Consider the following 23,478-nt stretch of genomic DNA (forward strand, 5'->3'; position numbering starts at 1 on the left):
CCTCCCTCTCGTCACCTCACTTCGCTTCGGCGTGGCGGACGATCCGCAGCGCCCACCACATCCCCGCTCCCTCCAGCACCCCGCCGACCAGCAGGCAGCCCAGGCCCGCGCCGGTGTGCAGCAGGACGTGCAGCGGGTCCGCTCCGAGTGCAGCTCCCAGCAGGAGGCCCAGGACCGGCAGGCCGGCGAGCATCACCACGGTGGCGCGCGGCCCGGCCAACTGGGCTCGAAGATCGGCACGTTGATCGCGCTCCGCGCGCAACGCAGCCTCCAGCCGGTCGAGTCCGGCGGCGAGACCCGCGCCCTGGTCCACGGCCACCCGCCAGCACGCGGCGAGTCCCAGCAGCCCCTCGGCACCCGGTTGCCGGGCGGCGGCCGCGAGAGCCCTGGGCACGTCCCCGCCGAACCGCGCCGCCGCCAACACCGCGGGCTGCGCCGCGCCGAGCCCTCCGGAGTCCTGTGCGGCCCGCCGCAACGCCTCCCCGGGCTGCCGGCCGCTGAGCACCTCGCCGGCCAGCGCCGCGCACAGCGCGATCACCGCGTCCCCTCGGCGCTCCCCCGCCCGCCGGATCTCGGCGGCCCGCCGCGCCCGGCGCAGCAGGGGTACCCCGGCCGCCCCCGCGACGACCGGCAGCACCGAACCGCCCAGCACCGCCAGGACCAGTCCGGCGACCGGTGCCCACCATTCGGGCCGCCAGCGCCCACGGAGCCTGCGCAGCTCGCCGGTGAGCTGCCGCCAGGGCGGGGGCCCGCTGCCGACCACACCGCCCCCGGCCAGGAGCAACTGCGCCCGCCTGGCCCCTGAGTACGGTCCGCCCATCAGCCAGGCGGCCGCTCCGGCGCAGGCCACGGCCGCGGCCATCGGCACCTCACCCATCACACCCGCCCGCCCCTTCGTTCTCCTCGCCCCGCAGCAGCTCCCGCAGCCGCTCCCATCCCCGCTCGTGGACGAAGGCGTCCGCCCGCCGGCGCAATGCCGGCACGGTCCGCACCAGCCCGGAGGGATCCCGCTCCAGCACGTGCACCTCGGCGATCCGCCGCCGCCCGGCCGGGTCGCGTACGAGGTGCAGGACCACCGACAGGGCCGCCGCCAACTGGCTGTGCAGCGCGGTCCGGTCGAGACCGGCCGCCGTACCGAGCGCCTCGAGCCGCGCGGGGACGTCCGCCGCGGCATTCGCGTGGACGGTCCCGCAACCGCCCTCATGACCCGTGTTGAGCGCGGCCAGCAGATGGACGACCTCCGGCCCGCGCACCTCCCCCACGACCAGCCGGTCGGGCCGCATCCGCAGGGCCTGCCGCACCAGGTCCTCGAGCGTGACGAGCCCCGCTCCCTCCTGGTTGGCGGGTCGGGTCTCCAGCCGGACGACGTGCGGATGATCGGGCCGCAGCTCCGCGGAGTCCTCGGCGAGCACGATCCGCTCCCTCGGCCCCACCAGGCCCAGGAGCGCGCTCAGCAGGGTCGTCTTCCCGCTGCCGGTGCCGCCGCTGACCAGGAAGGACAGTCGTGCCCGCATCAGGTCCCGCAGCACCTTGTCGCCGCCCGGCGGGACCGTGCCCGCGGCCACCAGCTCGTCGAGCGTGAACGCACGAGGCCGTACGACGCGCAGCGACAGGCACGTGCAGCCGACGGCGACCGGGGGCAGCACCGCGTGCAGCCGCGTCCCGTCGGGGAGCCGTGCGTCGGCCCAGGGCCGGGCGTCGTCCAGGCGCCGCCCGGCCACGGCGGCCAGCCGCTGCGCGAGGCGCCGTACGGCCATCGCGTCCGGGAAGGAGACGCCCGTCAGCTCCAGGCCGCCGCCCCGGTCGACCCAGACCCGGTCCGGGGCCGACACCAGCACGTCGGTCACCCTGGGGTCGGTGAGCAGCGGCTCCAGGGGCCCGCTGCCGATCAGCTCGGACCGCAGATGCTCGGCCGCGCCGAGGACCTCCGCGTCCCCGAGGACCCGCCCCTGTTCGCGCAGTGCCTGCGCCACGCGCGCGGGGGTCGGTTCGGCACCGCTGTCGGCGAGCCACTGCCGTACGCCGTCGAGCAGCGTTCCGGTTCCTTTCACCGGTTCGAGGCCGGCCGGGGAGCTCATGAGCCACCCGCCTCGGTGAGCGCGCGCTCCCAGAACGTCTTGCAGAAGCGGGCCAGCGGTCCGCGCGCGGTCGCGCCGGGCGGTGCCTTGCCGCCGTCCGGGCGCAGCAGCCCCGACTCGACGGGCACCTCGCCGACCAGCGGCAGTCCGAGCAGCCGGGCCACTTCGCTGTCGTCGAGTCCGGGCCCGAAGGGGCCCCGCACCGCCACCCGCAGGTCGCGCAGCACCATGCCGACGGCGGAGGCCACGCGTCGGCCCGCCGCGACGGCGCGCAGTTCGGCGGGGACGACGAGCAGCCCGAGGTCGAGTTGGGCGAGGATCTCGGCGACGCCGTCGTCGATGCGGCGCGGGAGGTCGACGACGACCGTGCCGCCCCGGCGCCGGGCCGCCGCCAGTACCGCGCGTACGGCCGAGGGCGCGATGGTCACGCAGTCGCCCCGGTCCCAGCTGAGCACCCGCAGCGAGTGCAGCCTGGGCAGCGACTCCTCCAGGGCGCTGCCGCCGACCCTCCCGCGCGAGGCGGCGAACGCGGGCCAGCGCAGGCCCTCCGTGCTCTCACCACCGAGGAGGACGTCGAGTCCGCCGCCCAGAGGGTCGGCGTCGACCAGGAGGGTGCGCAGCCCTTCCCGTGCGGAGGTGACGGCGAGGGCGCACGCGAGCGTGGACGCTCCGGCGCCGCCGCGTCCGCCGATGACGCCGACGGTCAGGGCGGGCCGTCCGACGCCTTCGGCGACGTCGGCGATGCGGTCGACCAGCCACTGTTCGCCGTCCGGCAGCATCAGGACGTGGTCGGCGCCGATCTCCACGGCGCGCTGCCACACCCCGGGATCGTCCTGGTCGCGGCCGACGAGGACCACTCCGCGGCGGCGGGCGGCCCCGCGGACACGGCGTGCCGCGTCGTCGCCGACCAGGACGAGCGGCGCTGACTCCCAGCTGCCCCGGCGTTCCGGCACCGAGTGGTGCACCTCAGGTGTGGCGCCCGCGGCGGCGCACAGGCGCAGCAGATCGTCGAGGAGCATGGCGTCCTCGGTGACGATCAGCGGCTTGTCCGGTCCGCCCCCGGTGGTGGGTGGCGGGTCGTGTGTGACGGCTCCGGTCACGATTTCCATCCCCCTTCACTGCGGGGCGCGCAGTCGGCGGCCCCGCGATTCCCGAACGTGTGAAGAACCGGCAGCCGGTCTCCATATGAACGGCCGACAGAATCCGGCCGAACGCCCCCGGCAAACGGAACCGGCCATGTGATGCCGGCCCGGAGCGGACGCGTGGGAATCACGGTGCGGTGAACCGGGAAATCGTGTGGATCTTGGTGGAAAACTGTGGACGAGTGAGGCGTTGTGAATATCGTCCTCACCCATACCGGTGAGCCCCGCACCATCTGCTGTACGACTTCCGCAGAGGAGTCCGACGGCTACGCTCAGTGACGGTCGCGGGCAAACGAAAGAGGCGGCCGCAGCCGCCTCGATGCGGCCCGGCGGCCGCGTGCAGAACTGAAAAACGCATCCGGACATGCGACGACCCCCGCCGGGGGGGAGAGCGGGGGTCGCCTTCACGGCCGACTCGGGGGGGGAGGAGCCGGACCGCGTTAGCACGGTCGCGAACGATCCGTGACTTCCATGGTGTACCCGAGAGCCTTCTCAGGCAAACCCACGCGCCCACCTTACGCCGAATGGGCTGCCCCTATGCTCATGGCTGTGGAAAACCACTCCTTGCCCCGCACCGCGGCCTTCTTTGACCTGGACAAGACGGTCATTGCGAAGTCCAGCACGCTCACCTTCAGCAAGTCCTTCTACCAAGGCGGTCTGATCAACCGCAGGGCGGCACTGCGGACCGCGTACGCCCAGTTCGTCTTCCTCGTGGGCGGTATGGACCACGACCAGATGGAGCGGACCCGCGAGTATCTGTCCGCCCTCGTGCGCGGATGGAACGTCCAACAGGTGAAGGAGATCGTGGCCGAGACCCTTCACGACCTGATCGACCCGCTGATCTACGACGAGGCGGCCTCCCTGATCGAGGAGCACCACACGGCCGGCCGCGATGTGGTGATCGTGTCCACGTCGGGCGCCGAGGTGGTCGAGCCGATCGGCGAACTGCTCGGCGCGGACCGCGTGGTCGCCACCCGCATGGTCGTGGGCGAGGACGGCTGCTTCACGGGCGAGGTGGAGTACTACGCCTACGGCCCGACGAAGGCGGAGGCGATCAAGGAGCTGGCCGAGTCCGAGGGGTATGACCTCTCGCGCTGCTACGCCTACAGCGACTCGGCGACCGACCTGCCGATGCTGAAGTCGGTCGGGCACCCGCACGCCGTGAACCCCGACCGGGCCCTGCGGCGCGAGGCCGTGGCACGCGGGTGGCCGATCCTCGACTTCCACCGGCCGGTCCGCCTCAAGCAGCGGCTCCCCTCGTTCTCCGTACCGCCGCGCCCCGCGCTCGTCGCGGCCGCGGCCATAGGGGCGGCGGCGGCCACCGCGGGCCTCGTCTGGTACGCGAACCGGCGCCGGACGGCGACCGTCTGAAAGGACAGCCGGTCAGTGGTGGCGGGTCGCCCCCGCGGAGCGCCCTGCCACCACTCACTGACGCCCGTTTGAAACCCGTTTGGGCGCAAAAGCAAAGAACTGATGCCAGCACTTCCGCTTGTCCGGGTCCAGGAGTACAAAGGACTTAACGGCCCGCGAGACCAAGGACATCCGAGAGGATCACCTTAATAACGCATTTGGCCCCACGGACCGCGCATGACCACTGGGCACCCACGCGACGTCGACCCGTCGATTACGGGCCAGCCGCACCAGGTCACGGGCAAAGCTCCCGGCCTGATGGGCAATATTTCGAGGACGCTTGGTAACCGGGTGAGCATGCCAGCGGCGGTACGAGGACTCGTACCGCCGCAACCCTTTGTGAGGCCCCCGCGACGGGGCCTCACCCGTGCCCAGGCCTCATGCGGCCGGGCCACGCATACCCGGGTCTCACGCGCACGTGAGACCCGGGTATGCGTGGCTCACGCGCGCGTGCGGCTCAGGCCGCACCGCGCTGAAGCGCCTCGCACACCGCCGTCGACTCACGGGCGCCCAGCTCGACCGCCCTGCCGCAGTGCGCGATCCATGCCGCCATGCCGCCCGGAGTGCCGGAGACATAGCCGTCCAGGGCCGCCAGATAGGCCGCCCGCCCCAGCTCGGCGTGCCCCACCTCGGCCGGACAGACCGACTTGGGGTCGAGACCGCTGCCGATCAGGACGATGCGCTCGGCGGCCCGCGCGACCAGGCCGTTGTGGGACGTGAACGGGCGCAGGGCCAGCAGCTCGCCATGGACGACGGAGGCGGTCACCAGGGCGGGCGCGGACCCGCCCGCGATGATCAGCTCGGACAGCCCCTCGAGACGTCCGGCCACCTCGGCGGCGGTCGGCAGCGGCAGCTCGATCAGCGGCTCGTCCACCGCCTCACCGGCCTGCCGAGGACGCCCGACCTCGTCGTCGCCGATCGCCGCCGCGACCAGGTGCAGCCGCGCCAGCACCCGCAGCGGCGACTGCCGCCAGATCGACAGCAACTGGCCCGCCTCGGCGGACAGCCGCAGCGCCGCACCCATGACGCGCGACTCGTCGTCGGCGCTGAAGTCGGTGCGCCGGCGCACCTCTTCCAGCGCCCAGTCCGCGCCGGACAGGGCCGCCGAGCCGCGGGCGCCGCGCAGTGCGGCCTCGGAGGTGATCTCGGTGCTGCGGCGACGCATGACACGGTGCCCGTAGACCCGGTCCACGGCCTTGCGCATGGTCTCCACGGAATCGGCCACACCGGGCAGGGAGCCCAGGGCCGCGAGCGGATCGGCGGACGCGCCTGTCGTACTCATGAGTACGACACTACGCAACCGGCGCGCGGACCCCACGAAGGAGTGGTCTTCTTCACGCACGCCTGCCACGCACAGCTATCACCGCACTACCCTTGGTGAACATGAAAATTGCTTTCGTCGGGAAGGGTGGCAGCGGCAAGACCACCCTGTCCTCCCTGTTCATCCGCCACCTCGTCGCCGACGGCGGCCCCGTGATCGCCGTCGACGCGGACATCAACCAGCACCTGGGGCCCGCTCTCGGCCTCGACGAGACCGAGGCCGCCGGACTGCCCGCCATGGGCGACCGGCTGCCACTGATCAAGGACTACCTGCGCGGCTCGAACCCCCGCGTCGGCTCCACCGAGACGATGATCAAGACGACCCCGCCCGGCGAGGGCTCCCGGTTGCTGCGGGTGCGTGAGAACAATCCGGTGTACGACGCCTGCGCCCGGCCGGTGGAACTCGACGGCGGCGCCGTCCGTTTGATGGTCACGGGCCCTTTCACGGACGCCGACCTGGGGGTCTCCTGCTACCACTCCAAGACGGGAGCGGTGGAGCTGTGCCTGAACCACCTGGTGGACGGCCGTGACGAGTATGTCGTGGTCGACATGACCGCGGGCTCGGACTCCTTCGCCTCCGGCATGTTCACCCGCTTCGACATCACGTTCCTCGTCGCCGAGCCGACCCGGAAGGGGGTCTCCGTCTATCGCCAGTACAAGGAGTACGCCCGCGACTTCGGTGTCGAGCTGAAGGTCGTCGGCAACAAGGTGCAGGGCCAGGACGACGTCGACTTCCTGCGCGCCGAGGTCGGGGACGACCTGCTCGTGACGGTCGGCCACTCGGACTGGGTGCGCGCCATGGAGAAGGGCCGGCCGCCCCGGTTCGAGCTTCTGGAGGACGCCAACCGCCAGGCCCTGCGCCTGCTCCGCACGACCGTCGACTCCGCGTACGAAACGCGCGACTGGGAGCGCTACACACGGCAGATGGTGCACTTCCACCTGAAGAACGCCGAGTCCTGGGGCAATGCACGGACCGGGATCGACCTGGCGGCGCAGGTCGACCCCGGATTCGTCCTCGGCGAAAGCCTCACGGCCTCCGTGTGACGGTGCTCGCGCGCGGCGCCTACTGCTTCACGGCCGGAGCCCCGGGCACACCCTTCGGGGCCGGGGCGGGGCCGGCGGACAGGAAGGACGCCCAACCGGGCTTAGGGGACTCGCCGACCTCCAGCGTGCGCAGCTTGGCCAGGGCCGTCGGGTCCTGGGCGTCCAGCCAGTCGGCGAGTTGCCGGAAGGACACACAGCGCACGTCCGGCTTGTTGCACACGTTCTCGACGACCTCCTCGACGGCGCGCATGTAGGTGCCGCCGTTCCAGGACTCGAAGTGGTTGCCGATGATGAGCGGCGCGCGGTTGCCGTAGTAGGCCCGGTCGAAGCCCTTGAGCAGGCCGTCCCGCATCTGGTGGCCCCAGAACTCGTGTTTGGCGGGGTCACCCTGGCTGGAGGTGCCGGACTGGTTGACCATGAAGTTGTAGTCCATGGTCAGCTGCTCGTAGGAGTGGCCGGGGAAGGGTACGAGCTGCATCGACAGGTCCCACAGGCCCTGCTTCTTGCCGGGCCACACCTGGTTGTTGACGCCGCTGGTGTCATAGCGGAAGCCCAGCTCGCGGGCGGCCTTCATGAAGTTCTTCTGGCCCTCGAGGCAGGGGGTGCGGGCGCCGATGAGCTCCTTGTCGTAGTCGAAGGGCAGAGGCGCCGCGTCCTTCATCCCGGTGTTGGTCTTCCAGGTCCGCACGAACTGCTTGGCCTGGTCGATCTCGTCCTTCCACTCCTCGACCGACCACTCACCGACGCCACCGTTCTTGCCGCAGAAGTGGCCGTTGAAGTGGGTGCCGATCTCGTTGCCCTCCAGCCACGCCAGACGCAGCTGCTTCACGGTGTCGGCGATGCCCTGCTCGTCGTTGAAGCCGATGTCGGACCGGCCCGGCGAGTGCTGCGGCGGCCGGTACAGGTCGGCCTTCTGCTCCGGCAGCATGTACACGCCGCTGAGGAAGTACGTCATCGTCGCGTGGTTGGCCTTGGACACCTGGCGGAAGTGGGAGAACAGCTTCTGGCTGTCCTCGCCGGCACCGTCCCAGGAGAAGACCACGAACTGCGGCGGTTTCTGACCCGGCGCGAGTCGCTCGGGGCGGGGCAGGTGGGGCTGCGCTCCGGTGTACGCGGTGGAGCCGTCGCCGATCAGGCGCACGACACTCTTGGGGGCCGGCACCGGCTTGGCCTTCTGCGGGCCCGGCACTCCTTCCCCCGCTTCATGGGAGCCGGTTCCCGACGCGCAACCGGCGAGCGATGCGGCGACAGCCGCGGCGACGACTGCGCCCGCGGCGATCCTCTGGGTGGCGGCCATCTTCCGCCCACCTTCTTCCTTCTCTCGGCCAACGCCGACGAGGGCGTTCTCTGGGGACGCGCCGGGACGAGCCGGCAGCGCCGTCAAGGTCGCACGGAGCCGAGAAGGAATTAGTACGACAAGCCGACAAAAGGGACACTTCACACTCGCGGGTGATTACCTGCCCCATTTGCCGCAAAAATCCATGCTTGGCCTTTACTCTGCATTACGATCTATTTACCGAGCGTTGATTTTCATCCCGCCGCTGCACGCCGTGACCCACGGCCGCGACCGCCCCCGGCTCCGACCGGGGGACCACACATTCCGCGACCGCGCTGCCCCGGAGGAGACGGGAACCATGTCCGCCTGCGCCCCCACCCGAACAGCCCACTCGACGCACACCGAGCGCACCCACCCACCGCACAGCCCCCCACCGGCCCCGCACCGCCGCTTCCGCATCGCGGACGCCGACGTGTCCGCCTCGATCGCGGTCTTCCTGATCGCCCTGCCCCTGTCCCTCGGCATCGCCCTCGCCACCGGCGCGCCCCTCCAGGCCGGTCTTGTCGCCGCCGCCGTGGGCGGGATCGTCGTCGGCTGGCTCGGCGGGGCGCCGCTCCAGGTCAGCGGTCCCGCGGCCGGCCTGACCGTGGTCACCGCCGACCTCATCCAGCGCTACGGCTGGCGGACGACCTGCGCCATCACCGTGCTCGCCGGACTCGCCCAGCTGGGTCTCGGCTGTCTGCGCGTGGCGCGTACCGCTCTCGCCGTCAGCCCCGCCATCGTGCACGGCATGCTCGCCGGCATCGGTGTCACCATCGCCGTCGCCCAACTGCACATCGTCCTCGGCGGCACCCCGCAGAGTTCGGTCCTCGACAATCTCCGCGCCCTGCCCGCCCAGTTGGCCGCACTGCAACCGGCGTCCGTGGCCGTGAGCGCGCTGACCCTGACCCTGCTGCTGCTCTGGCCGCGCATCCCCGGCCGGGTGGGCCGCCTGGCACGGAAGGTGCCTGCCGCGCTCGTCGCCGTCACCGGCGCCACCGCCATCGCCGCGCTGGTGGGCCTCACCCTGCCCAAGGTGGACCTGCCGTCCTGGAGCAGTCACGCGCTGGTGGGACTGCCCGAGGGTCCGGTGCTCGGACTCATGGCCGCCGTCCTCACCACGACCCTGGTGTGCAGCGTGCAGTCACTGCTCGGCGCGGTCGCCGTGGACAAGCTGATCGCCTCGCGGCCGGACCTGCTCAACGCCCGCTCCACCCGGGTCGGCCGCTCCGACCTGGACCGCGAGCTGCTGGGCCAGGGCGCGGCCAACATCGTCTCCGGAACACTCGGCGGGCTGCCGGTGGCCGGCGTCGCCGTGCGAAGTTCGGCAAACGTCCAAGCCGGTGCCGTGAGCCGGAACTCCACGATGCTGCACGGCGTTCTCGTAGTAGTCGCCGCGCTGCTGATGGTCCCGATCCTGGATCTCATCCCGCTCGCCTCACTTGCCGCCCTGGTGATGGCCGTCGGCATCCAGATGGTGTCCCTGCACCACATTCGCACGGTGACCCGCCACCGTGAGGTGCTGGTGTACGCCGTCACCACCCTCGGCGTGGTGTGCCTCGGCGTCCTGGAGGGCGTGACGATCGGTATCGCCGTGGCCGTCGCCGTCGCCCTGCACCGCCTCGCCCGCACCCGCATCACGCACCACGAGAAGGAAGGAGTCCATCACGTACACGTGAGAGGGCAGTTGACGTTCCTCGCAGTGCCGCGGCTGAGCCGCGTCCTGCATCACGTACCCCGAGCCACGCACGCTGTCGTCGAGTTGGACGGCTCCTTCATGGACCACGCGGCGTACGAGGCCCTACAGGACTGGCAGAAGACCCACACCGCCCAGGGCGGCTCCGTCGAGCTGACCGGCCGCCGCTCCGGCAGGGCCCTCGACACCGGATCCGACGTGGAGCTGTACGCCGAGGCAGCCGCCGGCTCCCTCAGCGGTACCGGCACCGACGGCCTCGGCACCGGCACCGGAGAAGGCAACCCGACGGTTCCCACGGTCCTCGGCCCCACGCGCGCCGGCGAGACCCCTATCGCCGACTGCCGCTGTCGCCCCTGGACACCATGGCGCAACCACCAGTGCGAGGTCCCGAGAGACGCGACCGGGACGCCGCGAACGCCACAGGCGACGCCCACACCGACGTCCACACCGACACCGACAGCACTGACGGCCCGCCCCTCAGAGGTGACCGGAGCAGCACAGACCGCGAAAGCGGCAGGGCCGACCGGAGCAGCCGAGAGGAGGGAGGGGAAGAGGAGAAAGGGGAGGACCCACTTCACGGAGTCAGCGAAGCCAAGCGAGCCTGGGCAGTCGACACAGCCGGGACAGTCGCCGCAGCCCACACCGCCGGGCCTGCCGGGTCGGCCAGAACAGGCACCAGAACAGGCACGAGAGCAGGCAGGTGAGCCGGAGGAGTTCGTCGAGACGAGCGGGCATCAGCTGGTGCGTGGGATCAGCGCCTTCCAGCGCAACACCGCACCGCTGGTGCGGGGTGAGCTGGCCCGGCTGGCCCGGGAGGGACAGCGGCCCACCCAGCTCTTCCTCACCTGCGCCGATTCCCGACTGGTCACCTCGATGATCACCTCCAGTGGTCCGGGCGACCTGTTCGTGGTGCGCAATGTCGGCAACCTCGTGCCGCCCCCCGGCGAGGAGAGCGGGGACGACTCGGTGGCGGCCGCGATCGAGTACGCGGTGGATGTGCTGAAGGTGCGGTCCATCACGGTGTGCGGGCACTCCGGGTGCGGCGCCATGCAGGCACTGCTCGCCGCCGAACCGGGGGGCACCCGGACCCCGCTGCGGCGGTGGCTGCGGCACGGTGTGCCGAGTCTGGAGCGGATGGCCGACGACGGCCGACCCAGCGCCCGGCTGGCCGGGCGGGCGCCGGTGGACGCGGTCGAGCAGCTCTGCCTGACGAACGTGGTCCAGCAGTTGGAGCACCTGCGGGCCCACGAGTCGGTGGCCCGCTCCCTGCGGAGCGGGGCGCTGGAGCTGCACGGGCTGTACTTCCACGTGGGTGAGGCGCAGACGTACCTGCTCACCGAGGAGGCCGCGGGCGGCGGCGAGTTGTTCGGCCACGTGGGGGCGGCGGACCTGCCGGCCTGAACCGACGCGATGCCGCCCGCCTCCCCGACCTCTCGCGGCGAGGCGGGCGGCGCTGTGCGGTACGGCGCTGCACGGCAAGGCGCTGCACGGCACGCCGGGATGTGAAAGGCGTTACACCGGCTGAACTACGTCCGGCCCGTGTCCGTGGGTACGGATGAGCCCTGGGCCGGTCGCATCGGTCGGGTCGGTCCGCCCGGGCGGGCCGGGCGGGCCGATCCGGGGGACGGGGACGACCTCCGGCCACCGGGAAGAGGGCTGAAGTGCGGCGCTCTACAGGTCTAAACCAATTTTCGGTCGGCCCTTGTCACCGGCCCCCTGGGTCTGATGAGCTGTGGCCTGGGACACAACGGACACGGACACCCTTCGAGAGGGAGATGTCGTGAGCAACGAATCCTTGGCCAACCTGCTCAAGGAAGAGCGCAGGTTCGCGCCGCCCGCCGATCTGGCGGCAGACGCCAACGTCACGGCGGAGGCGTACGAGCAGGCCAAGGCTGACAGGCTCGGCTTCTGGGCCGAGCAGGCCCGCCGGCTGACCTGGTCCAAGGAGCCGACCGAGACGCTGGACTGGTCGAACCCGCCGTTCGCCAAGTGGTTCAAGGACGGCGAGCTCAACGTCGCCTACAACTGCGTCGACCGCCACGTGGAGGCCGGGAACGGCAACCGGGTCGCCATCCACTTCGAGGGCGAGCCGGGCGACAGCCGCGCCATCACCTACGCCGAACTCAAGGACGAGGTGTCGAAGGCCGCCAACGCCCTGTTGGAGCTCGGGGTCCAGAAGGGCGACCGGGTCGCCGTCTACATGCCCATGATCCCCGAGACGGCGATCGCGATGCTCGCCTGCGCCCGGATCGGCGCCGCGCACTCGGTCGTCTTCGGCGGCTTCTCGGCGGACGCGCTGGCCACCCGGATCCAGGACGCGGACGCCAAGGTCGTCATCACGTCCGACGGTGGCTACCGGCGCGGCAAGCCGTCCGCGCTGAAGCCGGCCGTCGACGACGCGGCCGACCGCGCCGGCAACGTCGAGCATGTCCTCGTCGTCCGGCGCACGGGCCAGGACGTCGCCTGGAACGACGGGCGGGACGTGTGGTGGCACGAGATCGTCGAGCGTCAGTCGGCCGAGCACACGCCCGAGGCGTTCGCGGCCGAGCACCCGCTGTTCATCCTCTACACCTCCGGCACCACGGGTAAGCCGAAGGGCATCCTGCACACGTCCGGCGGCTATCTGACGCAGACGGCGTACACGCACCACGCGGTCTTCGACCTCAAGCCGGAGACCGACGTCTACTGGTGCACGGCCGACGTCGGCTGGGTCACCGGGCACTCGTACATCGTCTACGGGCCGCTGGCGAACGGCGCGACGCAGGTCATGTACGAGGGCACGCCCGACACCCCGCACCAGGGCCGCTTCTGGGAGATCGTGCAGAAGTACGGGGTGACGATCCTGTACACGGCGCCGACCGCCATCCGCACGTTCATGAAGTGGGGCGACGACATCCCCGCGAAGTTCGATCTCAGCAGCCTGCGGGTGCTCGGCTCGGTCGGTGAGCCGATCAACCCCGAGGCCTGGGTCTGGTACCGCAAGCACATCGGCGGCGACCGGACGCCCATCGTCGACACCTGGTGGCAGACCGAGACCGGCGCGATGATGATCTCGCCGCTGCCGGGCGTCACCGAGACCAAGCCCGGCTCGGCACAGCGTCCGCTGCCCGGCATCTCCGCCACGGTCGTCGACGACGAGGCCAACGAGGTGCCCGACGGCGGCGGTGGCTACCTGGTGCTCACCGAGCCGTGGCCGTCGATGCTGCGCACGATCTGGGGCGACGACCAGCGGTTCCTCGACACGTACTGGGCCCGCTTCGAGGGCAGGTACTTCGCCGGCGACGGGGCGAAGAAGGACGACGACGGCGACATCTGGCTCCTCGGGCGGGTCGACGACGTGATGCTCGTGTCGGGCCACAACATCTCCACCACGGAGGTCGAGTCGGCGCTCGTGTCCCATCCGGCCGTCGCCGAGGCGGCCGTCGTCGGCGCGGCGGACGAGACGACCGGGCAGGCCATCGTCGCCTTCGTCATCCTGCGGGGCACGGCGAACGCCGAGGACGAGCGGCTGGTCGCCGACCTGCGCAACCATGTCGGTGCCACGCTCGGCCCGATCGCCAAGCCGAAGCGGATCATGCCGGTCGCGGAGCTGCCGAAGACCCGTTCCGGCAAGATCATGCGCCGGCTGCTGCGGGACGTCGCGGAGAACCGTCAGCTCGGTGACGTCACCACGCTGACCGACTCCACGGTCATGGATCTCATCCAGGCGAAGCTCCCGGCCGCACCCAGCGAGGACTGAGCGGCTCTCCGAGCAGGACATGGAAGGGGCGTCCGGCGGCAACCGCGCCGAGCGCCCCTTTCACGCCTACCGTGGGGATCACCGGACTCCTCCTGGCGTACTTTAGGTAAAGTAAACAAAAAGGTGCGCCGGGAAGTCTGGTCGGCATGTCCTCAGTGCTGCCCACCGACCGGAGGCCCTCCACCGTGTCCGCGCCCCGCAACTCCACCTCGCGCAAGGTTCTCGGACGCCTGTCGCTCCCCGAGCGGAACTTCGTCGCGGAGGCACTGCGCACCGAGACCGTCGGCGGTGTGCTGCTCCTCGTCGCCGCCGTCGCCGCGCTGGTCTGGGCGAACGCACCGGGGCTGCACGACAGCTACGAGAGCGTCAGCCACTTCCACTTCGGTCCCGAAGCCCTCGGCCTGGACCTCTCCGTCGCGCACTGGGCGGCCGACGGTCTGCTCGCGGTGTTCTTCTTCGTCGCCGGGATCGAACTCAAGCGCGAACTCGTGGCCGGTGACCTCAAGGATCCCAGGGCCGCCGCGCTCCCCGTGGCGGCCGCGCTGAGCGGAATGGCCGTACCCGCGCTCGTCTACACGCTCACCAACCTCACCGGCGGCGGCTCGCTGGACGGTTGGGCGGTGCCCACCGCCACCGACATCGCGTTCGCGCTCGCCGTGCTCGCCGTCATCGGCACCTCCCTGCCCAGCGCGCTGCGCGCCTTCCTGCTCACCCTCGCCGTCGTCGACGACCTGTTCGCGATCCTGATCATCGCGGTCTTCTTCACGAGCACCATCGACTTCGTGGCGCTGGGCGGCGCGTTCGTCGGCCTCGCCGTGTTCTGGCTGCTGCTGCGCAAGGGGGTACGCGGCTGGTACCTCTACGTCCCCCTCGCGGTCGTCATCTGGGCGCTGATGTACAACAGCGGCGTCCACGCCACGATCGCCGGCGTCGCGATGGGCCTGATGCTGCGCTGCACGACGCGCGAGGGCGAGCGGCAGTCCCCCGGCGAGCGGATCGAGCACCTCGTCCGGCCCCTGTCCGCGGGCCTCGCGGTGCCGCTGTTCGCCCTGTTCAGCGCCGGTGTGTCCATCTCGGGCGACGCGATCGCGGATGTCTTCGGCAAGCCGGAGACGCTCGGCGTCGTCCTCGGTCTCGTCGTCGGCAAGACGATCGGGATCTTCGGCGGGACATGGCTGACCGCCCGCTTCACCCGCGCCTCGCTGAGCGAGGACCTCGCCTGGGCGGACGTCTTCGCCGTGGCGGCGCTCGCCGGCATCGGGTTCACCGTCTCGCTGCTGATCGGGGAACTCGCCTTCGAGGGCGACCCGACCCTGACCGACGAGGTCAAGGCCGCCGTCCTGCTGGGCTCACTGATCGCGGCGACCCTCGCGACGGTCCTGCTGAAGCTGCGCAACGCCGAGTACCGCCGGATCTGGGAGGCCGAGGAGCGCGACGACGACCTCGACGGCATCCCGGACGTGTACGAGGAGGACGACCCGGCCTATCACCTGCGGATGGCGGAGATCTACGACGGCAAGGCCGCCGAGCACCGCCGCCGAGCCGAGGAGATCGCCCGCGGGAACGGCCGCGAGCAGTCTCCCGGGGACTCTCTCGGGGACGCCGGGGAGGGACCGACACGCGCCACGGGCCTGCCGAAGTGAAGGGCGGGGCAGGCGAGGAGGGCGACCGTCCGGCATGATCTGACGGGACGGTACAAAAGAAGCCAGAAGCAGCACAGCAGCAGAAGAGGGAGAACGCGATGAGCGCACCCGACGGCAGCCCGGTCGGCGCCGAACGCAGCATCGGCCAGCTGTTCGCCTCGGCGACGACCGAATTGTCTGCGCTGGTGCACGACGAGATCGCGCTGGCGAAGGCGCAGCTGAAGCAGGACGTCAAACGGGGAGCGACGAGCGGTGGGGCGTTCTCGGTGGCCGGCGCGGTCCTGCTGTTCTCCCTTCCGATGCTCAACTTCGCCCTGGCGTACGGCATTCGGACCTGGAGCGACTGGAACCTCGCGATCTGCTTCCTGCTCTCCTTCGCGGCGAACGTGCTCGTCGCGCTCGTCCTCGTCCTGATCGGCGTGGTCTTCGCGAAGAAGGCGCAGAAGGGCAAGGGCCCGCAGAAGGTCGCCGCCTCGATGAAGGCGTCGGCGGGCGTTCTCCAGAACGCCAAGCCGCACCCGCGGCCCGAGCTGCCGCAGGACCGGGTCCCGGAGGCCATCGAGGCTGTGGCACGCTCGTCGTCATGACGGACCCCGCCACTCCTTCGGCCCAGCCCGCTTCGGTCGTACGGCCGGACGCCGTCTGCGGCGTCAAGGTCACCCACCGCGAGGTCGCCGCGAACGGTGCCCGCTTCCACATCGCCGAGCTCGGCGACGGTCCGCTGGTCATGCTCGTCCACGGTTTCCCGCAGTTCTGGTGGACGTGGCGGCACCAGCTGGTCGCGCTGGCCGACGCGGGCTTCCGGGCCGTCGCGATGGACCTGCGCGGCGTGGGCGGCAGCGACCGCACGCCGCGCGGCTACGACCCGGCCAACCTCGCCCTCGACATCACCGGCGTGATCCGCTCCCTGGGCGAGCCGGACGCCGCGCTGGTAGGCCACGACCTGGGCGGCTACCTGGCGTGGACGGCGGCCGTGATGCGCCCCAAGCTCGTCCGCAGGCTCGCCGTCGCCTCGATGCCGCACCCCCGGCGCTGGCGCTCGGCGATGCTCGCCGACGTCCGGCAGACGACCGCGAGCTCCCACATCTGGGGGTTCCAGCGGCCGTGGATCCCCGAGCGGCAGCTCACCGCCGACGACGGCGAGCTGGTGGGCCGGCTGATCCGGGACTGGTCCGGGCCACGGCTGCCCGAGGACGAGGCGGTGGAGACCTACCGGCGCGCCATGTGCATCCCCTCCACCGCGCACTGTGCCGTCGAGCCGTACCGCTGGCTGGTGCGCTCGATGGCCCGGCCGGACGGCGTCCAGTTCTACCGGCGCATGAAGCGGCCCGTGCGGGTGCCCACCCTGCATCTGCACGGTTCCCTCGATCCGGTGATGCGCACCCGCAGCGCGGCCGGTTCCGGGGAGTACGTCGAAGCGCCGTACCGCTGGCGACTGTTCGACGGGCTCGGCCACTTCCCGCACGAGGAGGACCCGGTCGCGTTCTCCACCGAACTGGTCAATTGGCTGAAGGATCCCGAGCCTGATCGGTGACAGATCGGCGCCGATCGGTCGCGCCCGGCACCCGGTTCTGAACGTCTGTACGACGAACAGCCAAATGCCCGGCGCATAGGCCAATTGGCCGCTCCGAGCGCGGTTATCGACCTTGGGGCAGGGGCAGACGTCGGTGTATGGGCTGGACGCACGACTACAGTGATGCAGCACGCAACCGCCGCTCGGCCAGTGGGCTGAGCCCCCACCAACGAGGTGCCGACCCGCAACTGCCGGGCTCCGACCTCCGAGTGGGCATTCCGCGCATCCTGCGCCGCCGGGCCCGCTGGGTCTCGGTCCGCCTGCGTCACCCTCGAGGCTGACACCGGCGAAGAACTCGAAGGGGCCCCTCCACGGGGCCCCTCCGCAGGATCATCTCCTGGACTTCTCCCCGGACTTCTCCCCGGACTTCTCCCGGGGCTTTCACCCCGGTCCTCCGCACAGGGCTTCTCACAGGGCGCAGCTGTCGCTGTCCACCTGCTGGCCCGCGGTACGCCCCTGGGCGATGTCCTGCTGGATCTCGTCCGCGGTCAGGGCGTAGCCGGTCTCGGCGTCGTCTAGGGACTTCGCGAAGACCACGCCGTACACCTTGCCGTCGGGGGTCAGCAGCGGTCCTCCGGAGTTGCCCTGACGGACCGTCGTGAACAGCGAGTACACGTCGCGGCGCACGGTGGTGCGGTGGTAGATGTCCGGGCCGTTGGCCTTGATGCGCCCCCGCACGCGCGCGGCACGTACGTCGTACGAGCCGTTCTCCGGGAAGCCGGCGACGATCGCGCCGTCACTGCTCACCGCGTCCTTGGTGGTGAACTCCAGCACGGGCGCGTCGAGATCCGGTACGTCCAGGACGGCGATGTCGCGCTTCCAGTCGTACAGGACGACCGTGGCGTCGTACTTGCGGCCCTCGCCGCCTATCTGGACGGTGGGTTCGTCGACGCCGCCCACTACGTGCGCGTTGGTCATGACACGGCGTTCGCCGAAGACGAAGCCGGTGCCTTCCAGGACCTTGCCGCAACTCTCCGCGGTGCCCATGACCTTGACGATGGAGCGCTGCGCGCGCTTGGCCACCGCGCTGTTCGCCAGGGCCGGGTCGGGCGGCTGGACATCGGTGATCGGCTCGTTGGAGAACGGGCTGAAGACCTGCGGGAAGCCGTTCTGCGCGAGAACGGTGGAGAAATCGGCGAACCAGGTGTCGGCCTGGTCGGGCAGCGCGTCGGACACCCCGTGCAGCACCTTGGAGCTCCGCACCTCCTTGCCCAGCGTGGGCAGGGTGGTGCCGGCCAGGGCGGAACCGATCAGCCACGCCACCAGCAGCATCGCCACGACGTTGACCAGCGCCCCACCGGTCGCGTCCAGCGCGCGGGCCGGGGACCAGGTGATGAAGCGGCGCAGCTTGTTGCCGAGATGGGTGGTCAGGGCCTGGCCGATCGAGGCGCAGACGATCACGACGATCACCGCGACGACGGCGGCCGTGGTGCTCACCTCGGCGTTGTCGGTCAGCGCGTCCCAGATCACGGGCAGCAGATAGACAGCGACGAGGCCGCCCCCCAGGAAACCGATCACCGACAGGATGCCGACGACGAAGCCCTGGCGGTAGCCGACCACCGCGAACCAGACGGCCGCGACCAACAACAGGATGTCCAGCACGTTCACCGCTTCGCGCCTCGCCTCATGAATTCGCGGTCACCACAGGTCGGCCGGGGGTCCGACCCGCCGCGAAGCGGCGATGGGGCACAGCTTCCCCCTTGCGGACACAGCACGGTGGACACCCTGTCATGACCGCCAGTCGAGCGGGACCTGCTTCTCCCGGTCCCAGGGGTGCTCCCAGCCCGCGAAGTGCAGCAGTCGGTCGATCACACCGGCGGTGAAACCCCATACAAGGGCGGATTCGACCAGAAATGCCGGGCCGCGGTGACCACTGGGGTGCACGGTCATGGCACGGTTCTCCGCGTTCGTGAGATCCGCCACGGGGACGGTGAAGACGCGGGCCGTCTCCGCCGGATCGACGACACCGACCGGGCTCGGCTCACGCCACCAGCCCAGGACCGGGGTGACGACGAAGCCGCTGACCGGGATGTACAGCTTGGGCAGCACACCGAAGAGCTGGACGCCGGCCGGATCGAGCCCGGTCTCCTCCTCGGCCTCGCGCAGGGCGGCCCGGAGCGGGCCGTCACCGTGCGGATCGCCGTCCTCCGGGTCGAGGGCGCCGCCCGGGAACGAGGGCTGGCCGGCGTGGGAGCGCAGGGAGCTGGCGCGCTCCATGAGCAGCAGTTCGGGGCCGCGCTCGCCCTCACCGAACAGGATCAGGACGGCCGACTGGCGCCCCGCGCCGTTCTCCGGCGGCAGGAAGCGGCTGAGCTGGAGCGGCTGGACGGTCTCCACCGCGCGCACCACCGGGTCCAGCCAGGCGGGCAGGCCCTCTTTGCTGAGCGTCACCGCACCGCCCTGCGTGTTGCTCGCGCGTGTCATCGCCGCACCACCCCCCGTTCTGCCCTGTCCAACGCCCGGGCACCGACAGATCGTTCCGCGGGCCGTCCCCCGATAGTGCGCGTGATGTGTGTCCCGCGGGTCACGCGCGCCGTGCGGGACGTGTGTGCCGTGCGGGTCACGCGCGCCGTGCACGTCACATCTGCCGTGCGGGTCGGGTGCGACGGACTCGGCGCCGGCGCTCGTACGGCGGCGGACCGCCCCGCGCCGGTCACCTGTCCCGAGTCGGTCCGTGCCGCCGTCGGTCCTTCCCTCATCCGGCCCCCAGCGGCGGGGCCGGCCTGCCGCCCGCGTCCAGGTAGGACTGGGGCGGGTTCAGGCGCTGGCCCGGGAAGCCGCCCTTCTCGTACTTCAGGAGCTTCTTCGCCTTCTCCGGGTCCGTCTCGCCCTCGCCGTACGCCGGGCAGAGCGGGGCGATGGGGCAGGCGCCGCAGGCCGGCTTGCGGGCGTGGCAGATACGGCGGCCGTGGAAGATCACGTGGTGCGACAGCATCGTCCAGTCGCTCTTGGGAAAGAGCGCGCCGACCGCCGCCTCGATCTTGTCGGGCTCGGTCGCCTCGGTCCACCGCCAGCGTCGTACGAGCCGCTGGAAGTGCGTGTCCACGGTGATCCCGGGTCGGCCGAACGCGTTGCCCAGCACCACGAAGGCCGTCTTGCGGCCGACGCCGGGCAGCTTGACCAGGTCCTCGAGCCGGCCGGGGACCTCCCCGCCGAACTCCTCCACCAGGGCCTTGGACAGGCCCATCACGGACTTGGTCTTGGCCCGGAAGAAGCCGGTGGGGCGGAGGATCTCCTCGACCTCCTCCGGGTCGGCGGCGGCCAGATCCTCGGGGGTGGGGTACTTGGCGAAGAGCGCGGGTGTCGTCTGGTTCACCCGGAGGTCGGTGGTCTGGGCGGACAGGACCGTCGCGACCACCAGCTGGAACGGGTTCTCGAAGTCCAGCTCGGGGTGGGCGTAGGGGTAGATCTCGGCGAGCTCGCGGTTGACGCGGCGGGCACGGCGCACGAGCGCCGTGTGGGACTCGGGCTTCCCCGGGGCAGCACCGGCACGCCTGCTCACGGCGTCCTTTTTCCCGGCGTCCTCGCCCGCGGCACCCTTCCCTCTGGCCGCGGTCTTCTTGACGGCCGCTTTCGCGCTGTCGGCCGCTTTCTTCGCAGGCATCTCGTTCGTCACCTTTGCCGCTTTCCTACCACCACCGGGGCCCTGTTCGCCCACAGCGGAAACACGACGTACAACCACCCGTCCAGCCCCCTTGGCCTGTGCTCTCACCGGCGATTTGGACACTCGGCCAGCCTAAAGCCCGGCACCGACATCCGCCCCGGACCCTGAAGATCGGCCCCCAATTGGACCCCTGCCGCTTACCTCGGGACACGTGTGCGGCATCCTTGTGACAGATCACACTGTTTGGACCGTCCAGCAAAACGGGGAACACGGTCCCCTGGTAAGCAGGGGAGCAAGCTCCCCTGAGCAGGTCGACAAGGAGAGAACTCGTGGACGACGTTCTGCGGCGCAACCCGCTCTTCGCGGCACTCGACGACGAGCAGGCCGCGGAACTGCGCGCCTCCATGAGCGAGGTGACCCTGGCCCGTGGCGACTCCCTGTTCCACGAGGGCGACCCGGGCGACCGGCTCTATGTCGTCACCGAGGGCAAGGTCAAGCTCCACCGCACCTCCCCGGACGGCCGGGAGAACATGCTGGCCGTGGTGGGTCCCAGCGAGCTCATCGGAGAGCTGTCGCTCTTCGACCCGGGCCCGCGCACGGCGACCGCCACCGCCCTCACCGAGGTCAAGCTCCTCGGCCTCGGCCACGGCGACCTCCAGCCCTGGCTGAACGCCCGGCCCGAGGTGGCCACCGCGCTGCTGCGCGCCGTCGCCCGGCGCCTCCGCAAGACCAACGACGCCATGTCCGACCTGGTCTTCTCGGACGTCCCCGGCCGCGTGGCCCGCGCCCTGCTGGACCTCTCGCGCCGCTTCGGCGTGCAGTCCGAAGAGGGCATCCACGTCGTCCACGACCTGACGCAGGAGGAGCTGGCCCAGCTCGTCGGCGCGTCGCGGGAGACCGTGAACAAGGCGCTGGCGGACTTCGCCCAGCGCGGGTGGCTGCGCCTGGAGGCGCGGGCGGTCATCCTGCTGGACGTGGAGCGACTGGCCAAGCGGTCGCGCTAGCCGCCTGCCCCGGCCGCCCCACCCTCCGTGGGCGGCCGTGTCGGCGCTCGTGAGTGGGCTCGGGTCGAGGGCGTGCCGTTCGCCGTGGGTCGCGGCCCCGGCGGCCCGCTGTCGCCCCCCCCCCGCCCCCCGCTCCAGTGCCCGCGCCGCGCCCGAAACATGGTCCGCAGGACCGCGGTCGAGGCAGCACAGTGGCCCCATGGCGGAAACGATCCCTTCCCGAGGTCTCGATCCCCTGGGGCACATCGCGCGCGAAGGCTCCCTCGCGCGCGTGACGGATGCCTTCCGGCCGGTCGTCGTGGCGGCTCGGGAGCGGATCCCTGGAGTCTTCGGAGCCCGGCTGCACAGCGCGTACCTCTACGGGTCGATTCCGCGCGGCACCGCGCGTGAGGGCCGCAGCGATCTGGACCTCCTGGTCGTCCTGCGTGAGGAACCGACCGACGCGGACCGGGCCGACGGCCGGGCGCTCGACGCGGCCCTCGACAGGGAGTTCCCGCAGATCGACGGCGGTGGGACGCTGCTGGTCGGCCACGCGCGCGTGCTGAGCGACCTGGAGCGCCACGACCTGGGGTGGTTCCTGGCGTGTCTGTGCACGCCGCTGCTCGGGGAGGACCTCGCCGCGCACCTCCCCCGCTACCGCCCGGACTCCCTGCTCGCGCGGGAGACCAACGGCGACCTCGCCCTGGTCCTGCCGCGCTGGCGCGACCGCATCGCCTCGGCCGGCGACTCCCCGGAGGCCCTGCGGCCCCTCGTCCGGTTCATGTCCCGCCACCTCGTGCGCACCGCGTTCACGCTCGTCATGCCCCGCTGGAACGGCTGGACCAGCGACCTGTACGAGATGGCGGAGGTCTTCGGCGCCTACTACCCGCGGCGCGCGGAACAGCTTCGGGCGGCGGCCGTCCTCGGGTACGAGCCGAGCGGGTGCGGGCCGAGCGGGTGCGGGCCGAGCGGCGACCGTGCCGTCCTCGCGTCCTACGTCGACGATCTCGGCCCCTGGCTCGCCGAGGAGTACGCGCGCGTGCACGGCGTGAAGGCCGAACGGCCCCAGGATTTCTAGGAGCCCTGGGCGGGACCCTGGATGAGCCCGTGCTCCCTCAGGTATTCGAGCTGCGCGCGTACGGACAGCTCCGCCGCCGGCCACAGGGAGCGGTCGACGTCGGCGTACACATGGGCGACGACCTCGGCGGGGGTGCGGTAGCCGTCCTCGACGGCGGTCTCGACCTGGGCGAGGCGGTGGGCCCGGTGGGCGAGGTAGAACTCCACGACGCCCTGTGCGTCCTCCAGGACCGGTCCGTGGCCCGGGAGGACCGTCCGGACGCCGTCGTCGACCGTGAGGGACCTGAGCCGCCGCAGGGAGTCCAGGTAGTCGCCCAGACGGCCGTCGGGATGGGCGACGACCGTCGTGCCCCGGCCGAGGACGGTGTCGCCGGTCAGCACGGCCTGGTCGGCCGGGAGGTGGAAGCAGAGGGAGTCGGCGGTGTGGCCGGGCGTCGGGACGACCCGCAGCTCCAGGCCTCCCACCGTGATCACGTTCCCGGCGGCCAGGCCTTCCTCCCCCAGCCGCAGCGCCGGGTCCAGGGCGCGCACCTTCGTCCCGGTCAGCCCGGCGAAGCGGGCGGCGCCCTCGGCGTGGTCGGGGTGGCCGTGCGTGAGAAGCGTCAGGGCGACGCGCTTGCCGGCCCGCTCGGCGGTGTCGACGACCGCGCGCAGATGGCCGTCGTCCAGCGGGCCGGGGTCGATCACGACCGCCAGCCCGGAGTCGGGCTCGGAGACGATCCAGGTGTTCGTGCCGTCCAGGGTCATCGCCGACGCGTTCGGCGCTAGGACGTTGACCGCGCGCGGGGTGGCCGGGCCGGAGAGGACCCCGCCTCGCGGCTGGCCGGGGAGAGCGGCTGCGTCGGTCATGCGAA

The 23,478-nt window shown here is 71.4% G+C and carries 19 protein-coding genes; 10 read left to right on the top strand and 9 right to left on the bottom strand.

What is annotated here, in order from left to right; translation table 11 throughout:
* Positions 1 to 16: 16 nt before the first annotated feature.
* From AOQ37_RS37010 to ssd, 3 genes are read right to left on the bottom strand one after another with little or no spacing between them, the layout of a single operon-like run.
* Positions 17 to 877, bottom strand: a complete 861-nt coding sequence (locus AOQ37_RS37010) for a type II secretion system F family protein (protein ID WP_062651407.1) — start codon at positions 875 to 877, stop codon at positions 17 to 19.
* A complete protein-coding gene (locus tag AOQ37_RS37015; RefSeq protein ID WP_062651409.1) occupies positions 870 to 2,078 on the bottom strand; it encodes a TadA family conjugal transfer-associated ATPase in 1,209 nt (402 codons plus the stop codon). Before AOQ37_RS37015 ends, AOQ37_RS37010 begins: the two co-directional genes overlap by 8 nt.
* A complete protein-coding gene (gene ssd, locus AOQ37_RS37020; RefSeq protein WP_199825148.1) occupies positions 2,075 to 3,187 on the bottom strand; it encodes a septum site-determining protein Ssd in 1,113 nt (370 codons plus the stop codon). The genes AOQ37_RS37015 and ssd overlap by 4 nt, the downstream gene beginning before the upstream one ends.
* A 570-nt stretch (positions 3,188 to 3,757) precedes the next feature.
* Here ssd and AOQ37_RS37025 point away from each other — a divergent pair.
* Complete coding sequence (locus tag AOQ37_RS37025; RefSeq protein WP_062651410.1) at positions 3,758 to 4,591, top strand: HAD family hydrolase; 834 nt, start codon at positions 3,758 to 3,760, stop codon at positions 4,589 to 4,591.
* 496 nt (positions 4,592 to 5,087) lie between these two features.
* Here the strand turns inward: AOQ37_RS37025 and AOQ37_RS37030 are convergent, their stop codons facing one another.
* A complete protein-coding gene (locus AOQ37_RS37030; protein WP_062651412.1) occupies positions 5,088 to 5,912 on the bottom strand; it encodes a Fic family protein in 825 nt (274 codons plus the stop codon).
* Positions 5,913 to 6,013: 101 nt separating this feature from the next.
* Between AOQ37_RS37030 and AOQ37_RS37035 the strand changes: the two genes are divergently transcribed.
* A complete protein-coding gene (locus AOQ37_RS37035; protein WP_062651414.1) occupies positions 6,014 to 6,994 on the top strand; it encodes an ATP-binding protein in 981 nt (326 codons plus the stop codon).
* A gap of 19 nt (positions 6,995 to 7,013) precedes the next feature.
* On the opposite strand, the gene AOQ37_RS37040 is transcribed toward AOQ37_RS37035, so the two are convergent.
* Positions 7,014 to 8,291 (bottom strand): polysaccharide deacetylase family protein, encoded by a 1,278-nt coding sequence (locus AOQ37_RS37040; protein ID WP_062651416.1) that lies wholly within the window; start codon positions 8,289 to 8,291, stop codon positions 7,014 to 7,016.
* 337 nt (positions 8,292 to 8,628) lie between these two features.
* On the opposite strand from AOQ37_RS37040, the gene AOQ37_RS37045 reads away from it, so the two are divergent.
* The 6 genes from AOQ37_RS37045 to AOQ37_RS41645 all read left to right on the top strand — a co-directional run bounded on the left by AOQ37_RS37045 (position 8,629) and on the right by AOQ37_RS41645 (position 17,241).
* Complete coding sequence (locus AOQ37_RS37045) at positions 8,629 to 11,406, top strand: bifunctional SulP family inorganic anion transporter/carbonic anhydrase (RefSeq protein ID WP_062651418.1); 2,778 nt, start codon at positions 8,629 to 8,631, stop codon at positions 11,404 to 11,406.
* 379 nt (positions 11,407 to 11,785) lie between these two features.
* Positions 11,786 to 13,744 (top strand): acetate--CoA ligase, encoded by a 1,959-nt coding sequence (gene acs, locus AOQ37_RS37050; protein WP_062651420.1) that lies wholly within the window; start codon positions 11,786 to 11,788, stop codon positions 13,742 to 13,744.
* A gap of 146 nt (positions 13,745 to 13,890) precedes the next feature.
* Complete coding sequence (nhaA, locus tag AOQ37_RS37055; RefSeq protein WP_234437138.1) at positions 13,891 to 15,387, top strand: Na+/H+ antiporter NhaA; 1,497 nt, start codon at positions 13,891 to 13,893, stop codon at positions 15,385 to 15,387.
* A 98-nt stretch (positions 15,388 to 15,485) separates the two neighbouring features.
* Positions 15,486 to 15,974 carry a phage holin family protein gene (locus tag AOQ37_RS37060; protein ID WP_062651422.1) on the top strand — a complete coding sequence of 163 codons (489 nt, stop codon included), beginning with the start codon at positions 15,486 to 15,488 and terminating at the stop codon, positions 15,972 to 15,974.
* Entirely contained in the window at positions 15,971 to 16,921 is a 951-nt protein-coding gene (locus tag AOQ37_RS37065) for an alpha/beta fold hydrolase (RefSeq protein ID WP_062651423.1), read from the top strand. Before AOQ37_RS37060 ends, AOQ37_RS37065 begins: the two co-directional genes overlap by 4 nt.
* A 137-nt stretch (positions 16,922 to 17,058) precedes the next feature.
* On the top strand, positions 17,059 to 17,241 hold the full coding sequence (locus AOQ37_RS41645) for a hypothetical protein (protein WP_078890568.1): 183 nt from the start codon (positions 17,059 to 17,061) through the stop codon (positions 17,239 to 17,241).
* A 127-nt stretch (positions 17,242 to 17,368) separates the two neighbouring features.
* Here the strand turns inward: AOQ37_RS41645 and AOQ37_RS37070 are convergent, their stop codons facing one another.
* The 3 genes from AOQ37_RS37070 to nth all read right to left on the bottom strand — a co-directional run bounded on the left by AOQ37_RS37070 (position 17,369) and on the right by nth (position 20,687).
* Complete coding sequence (locus AOQ37_RS37070) at positions 17,369 to 18,568, bottom strand: MarP family serine protease (protein WP_062651424.1); 1,200 nt, start codon at positions 18,566 to 18,568, stop codon at positions 17,369 to 17,371.
* Positions 18,569 to 18,688: 120 nt separating this feature from the next.
* Positions 18,689 to 19,384: an NUDIX hydrolase gene (locus AOQ37_RS37075; protein WP_062651427.1), complete on the bottom strand. Its 696-nt coding sequence runs from the start codon at positions 19,382 to 19,384 to the stop codon at positions 18,689 to 18,691.
* Positions 19,385 to 19,655: 271 nt separating this feature from the next.
* Positions 19,656 to 20,687, bottom strand: coding sequence for an endonuclease III (nth, locus tag AOQ37_RS37080; RefSeq protein WP_374701575.1), 1,032 nt, complete (start codon positions 20,685 to 20,687; stop codon positions 19,656 to 19,658).
* Between the two features lie 206 nt (positions 20,688 to 20,893).
* On the opposite strand from nth, the gene AOQ37_RS37085 reads away from it, so the two are divergent.
* Entirely contained in the window at positions 20,894 to 21,568 is a 675-nt protein-coding gene (locus tag AOQ37_RS37085) for a Crp/Fnr family transcriptional regulator (RefSeq protein WP_020129286.1), read from the top strand.
* A 199-nt stretch (positions 21,569 to 21,767) separates the two neighbouring features.
* Complete coding sequence (locus AOQ37_RS37090) at positions 21,768 to 22,625, top strand: nucleotidyltransferase domain-containing protein (RefSeq protein WP_062651429.1); 858 nt, start codon at positions 21,768 to 21,770, stop codon at positions 22,623 to 22,625.
* Here AOQ37_RS37090 and AOQ37_RS37095 read toward each other — a convergent pair.
* On the bottom strand, positions 22,622 to 23,473 hold the full coding sequence (locus AOQ37_RS37095) for an MBL fold metallo-hydrolase (protein ID WP_062651432.1): 852 nt from the start codon (positions 23,471 to 23,473) through the stop codon (positions 22,622 to 22,624). The genes AOQ37_RS37090 and AOQ37_RS37095 overlap by 4 nt on opposite strands.
* Between the last annotated feature and the right edge of the window lie 5 nt (positions 23,474 to 23,478).

Origin of the sequence: Streptomyces maremycinicus (genome assembly GCF_001184025.1) — a bacterium.
Classification (GTDB): domain Bacteria; phylum Actinomycetota; class Actinomycetes; order Streptomycetales; family Streptomycetaceae; genus Streptomyces; species Streptomyces maremycinicus.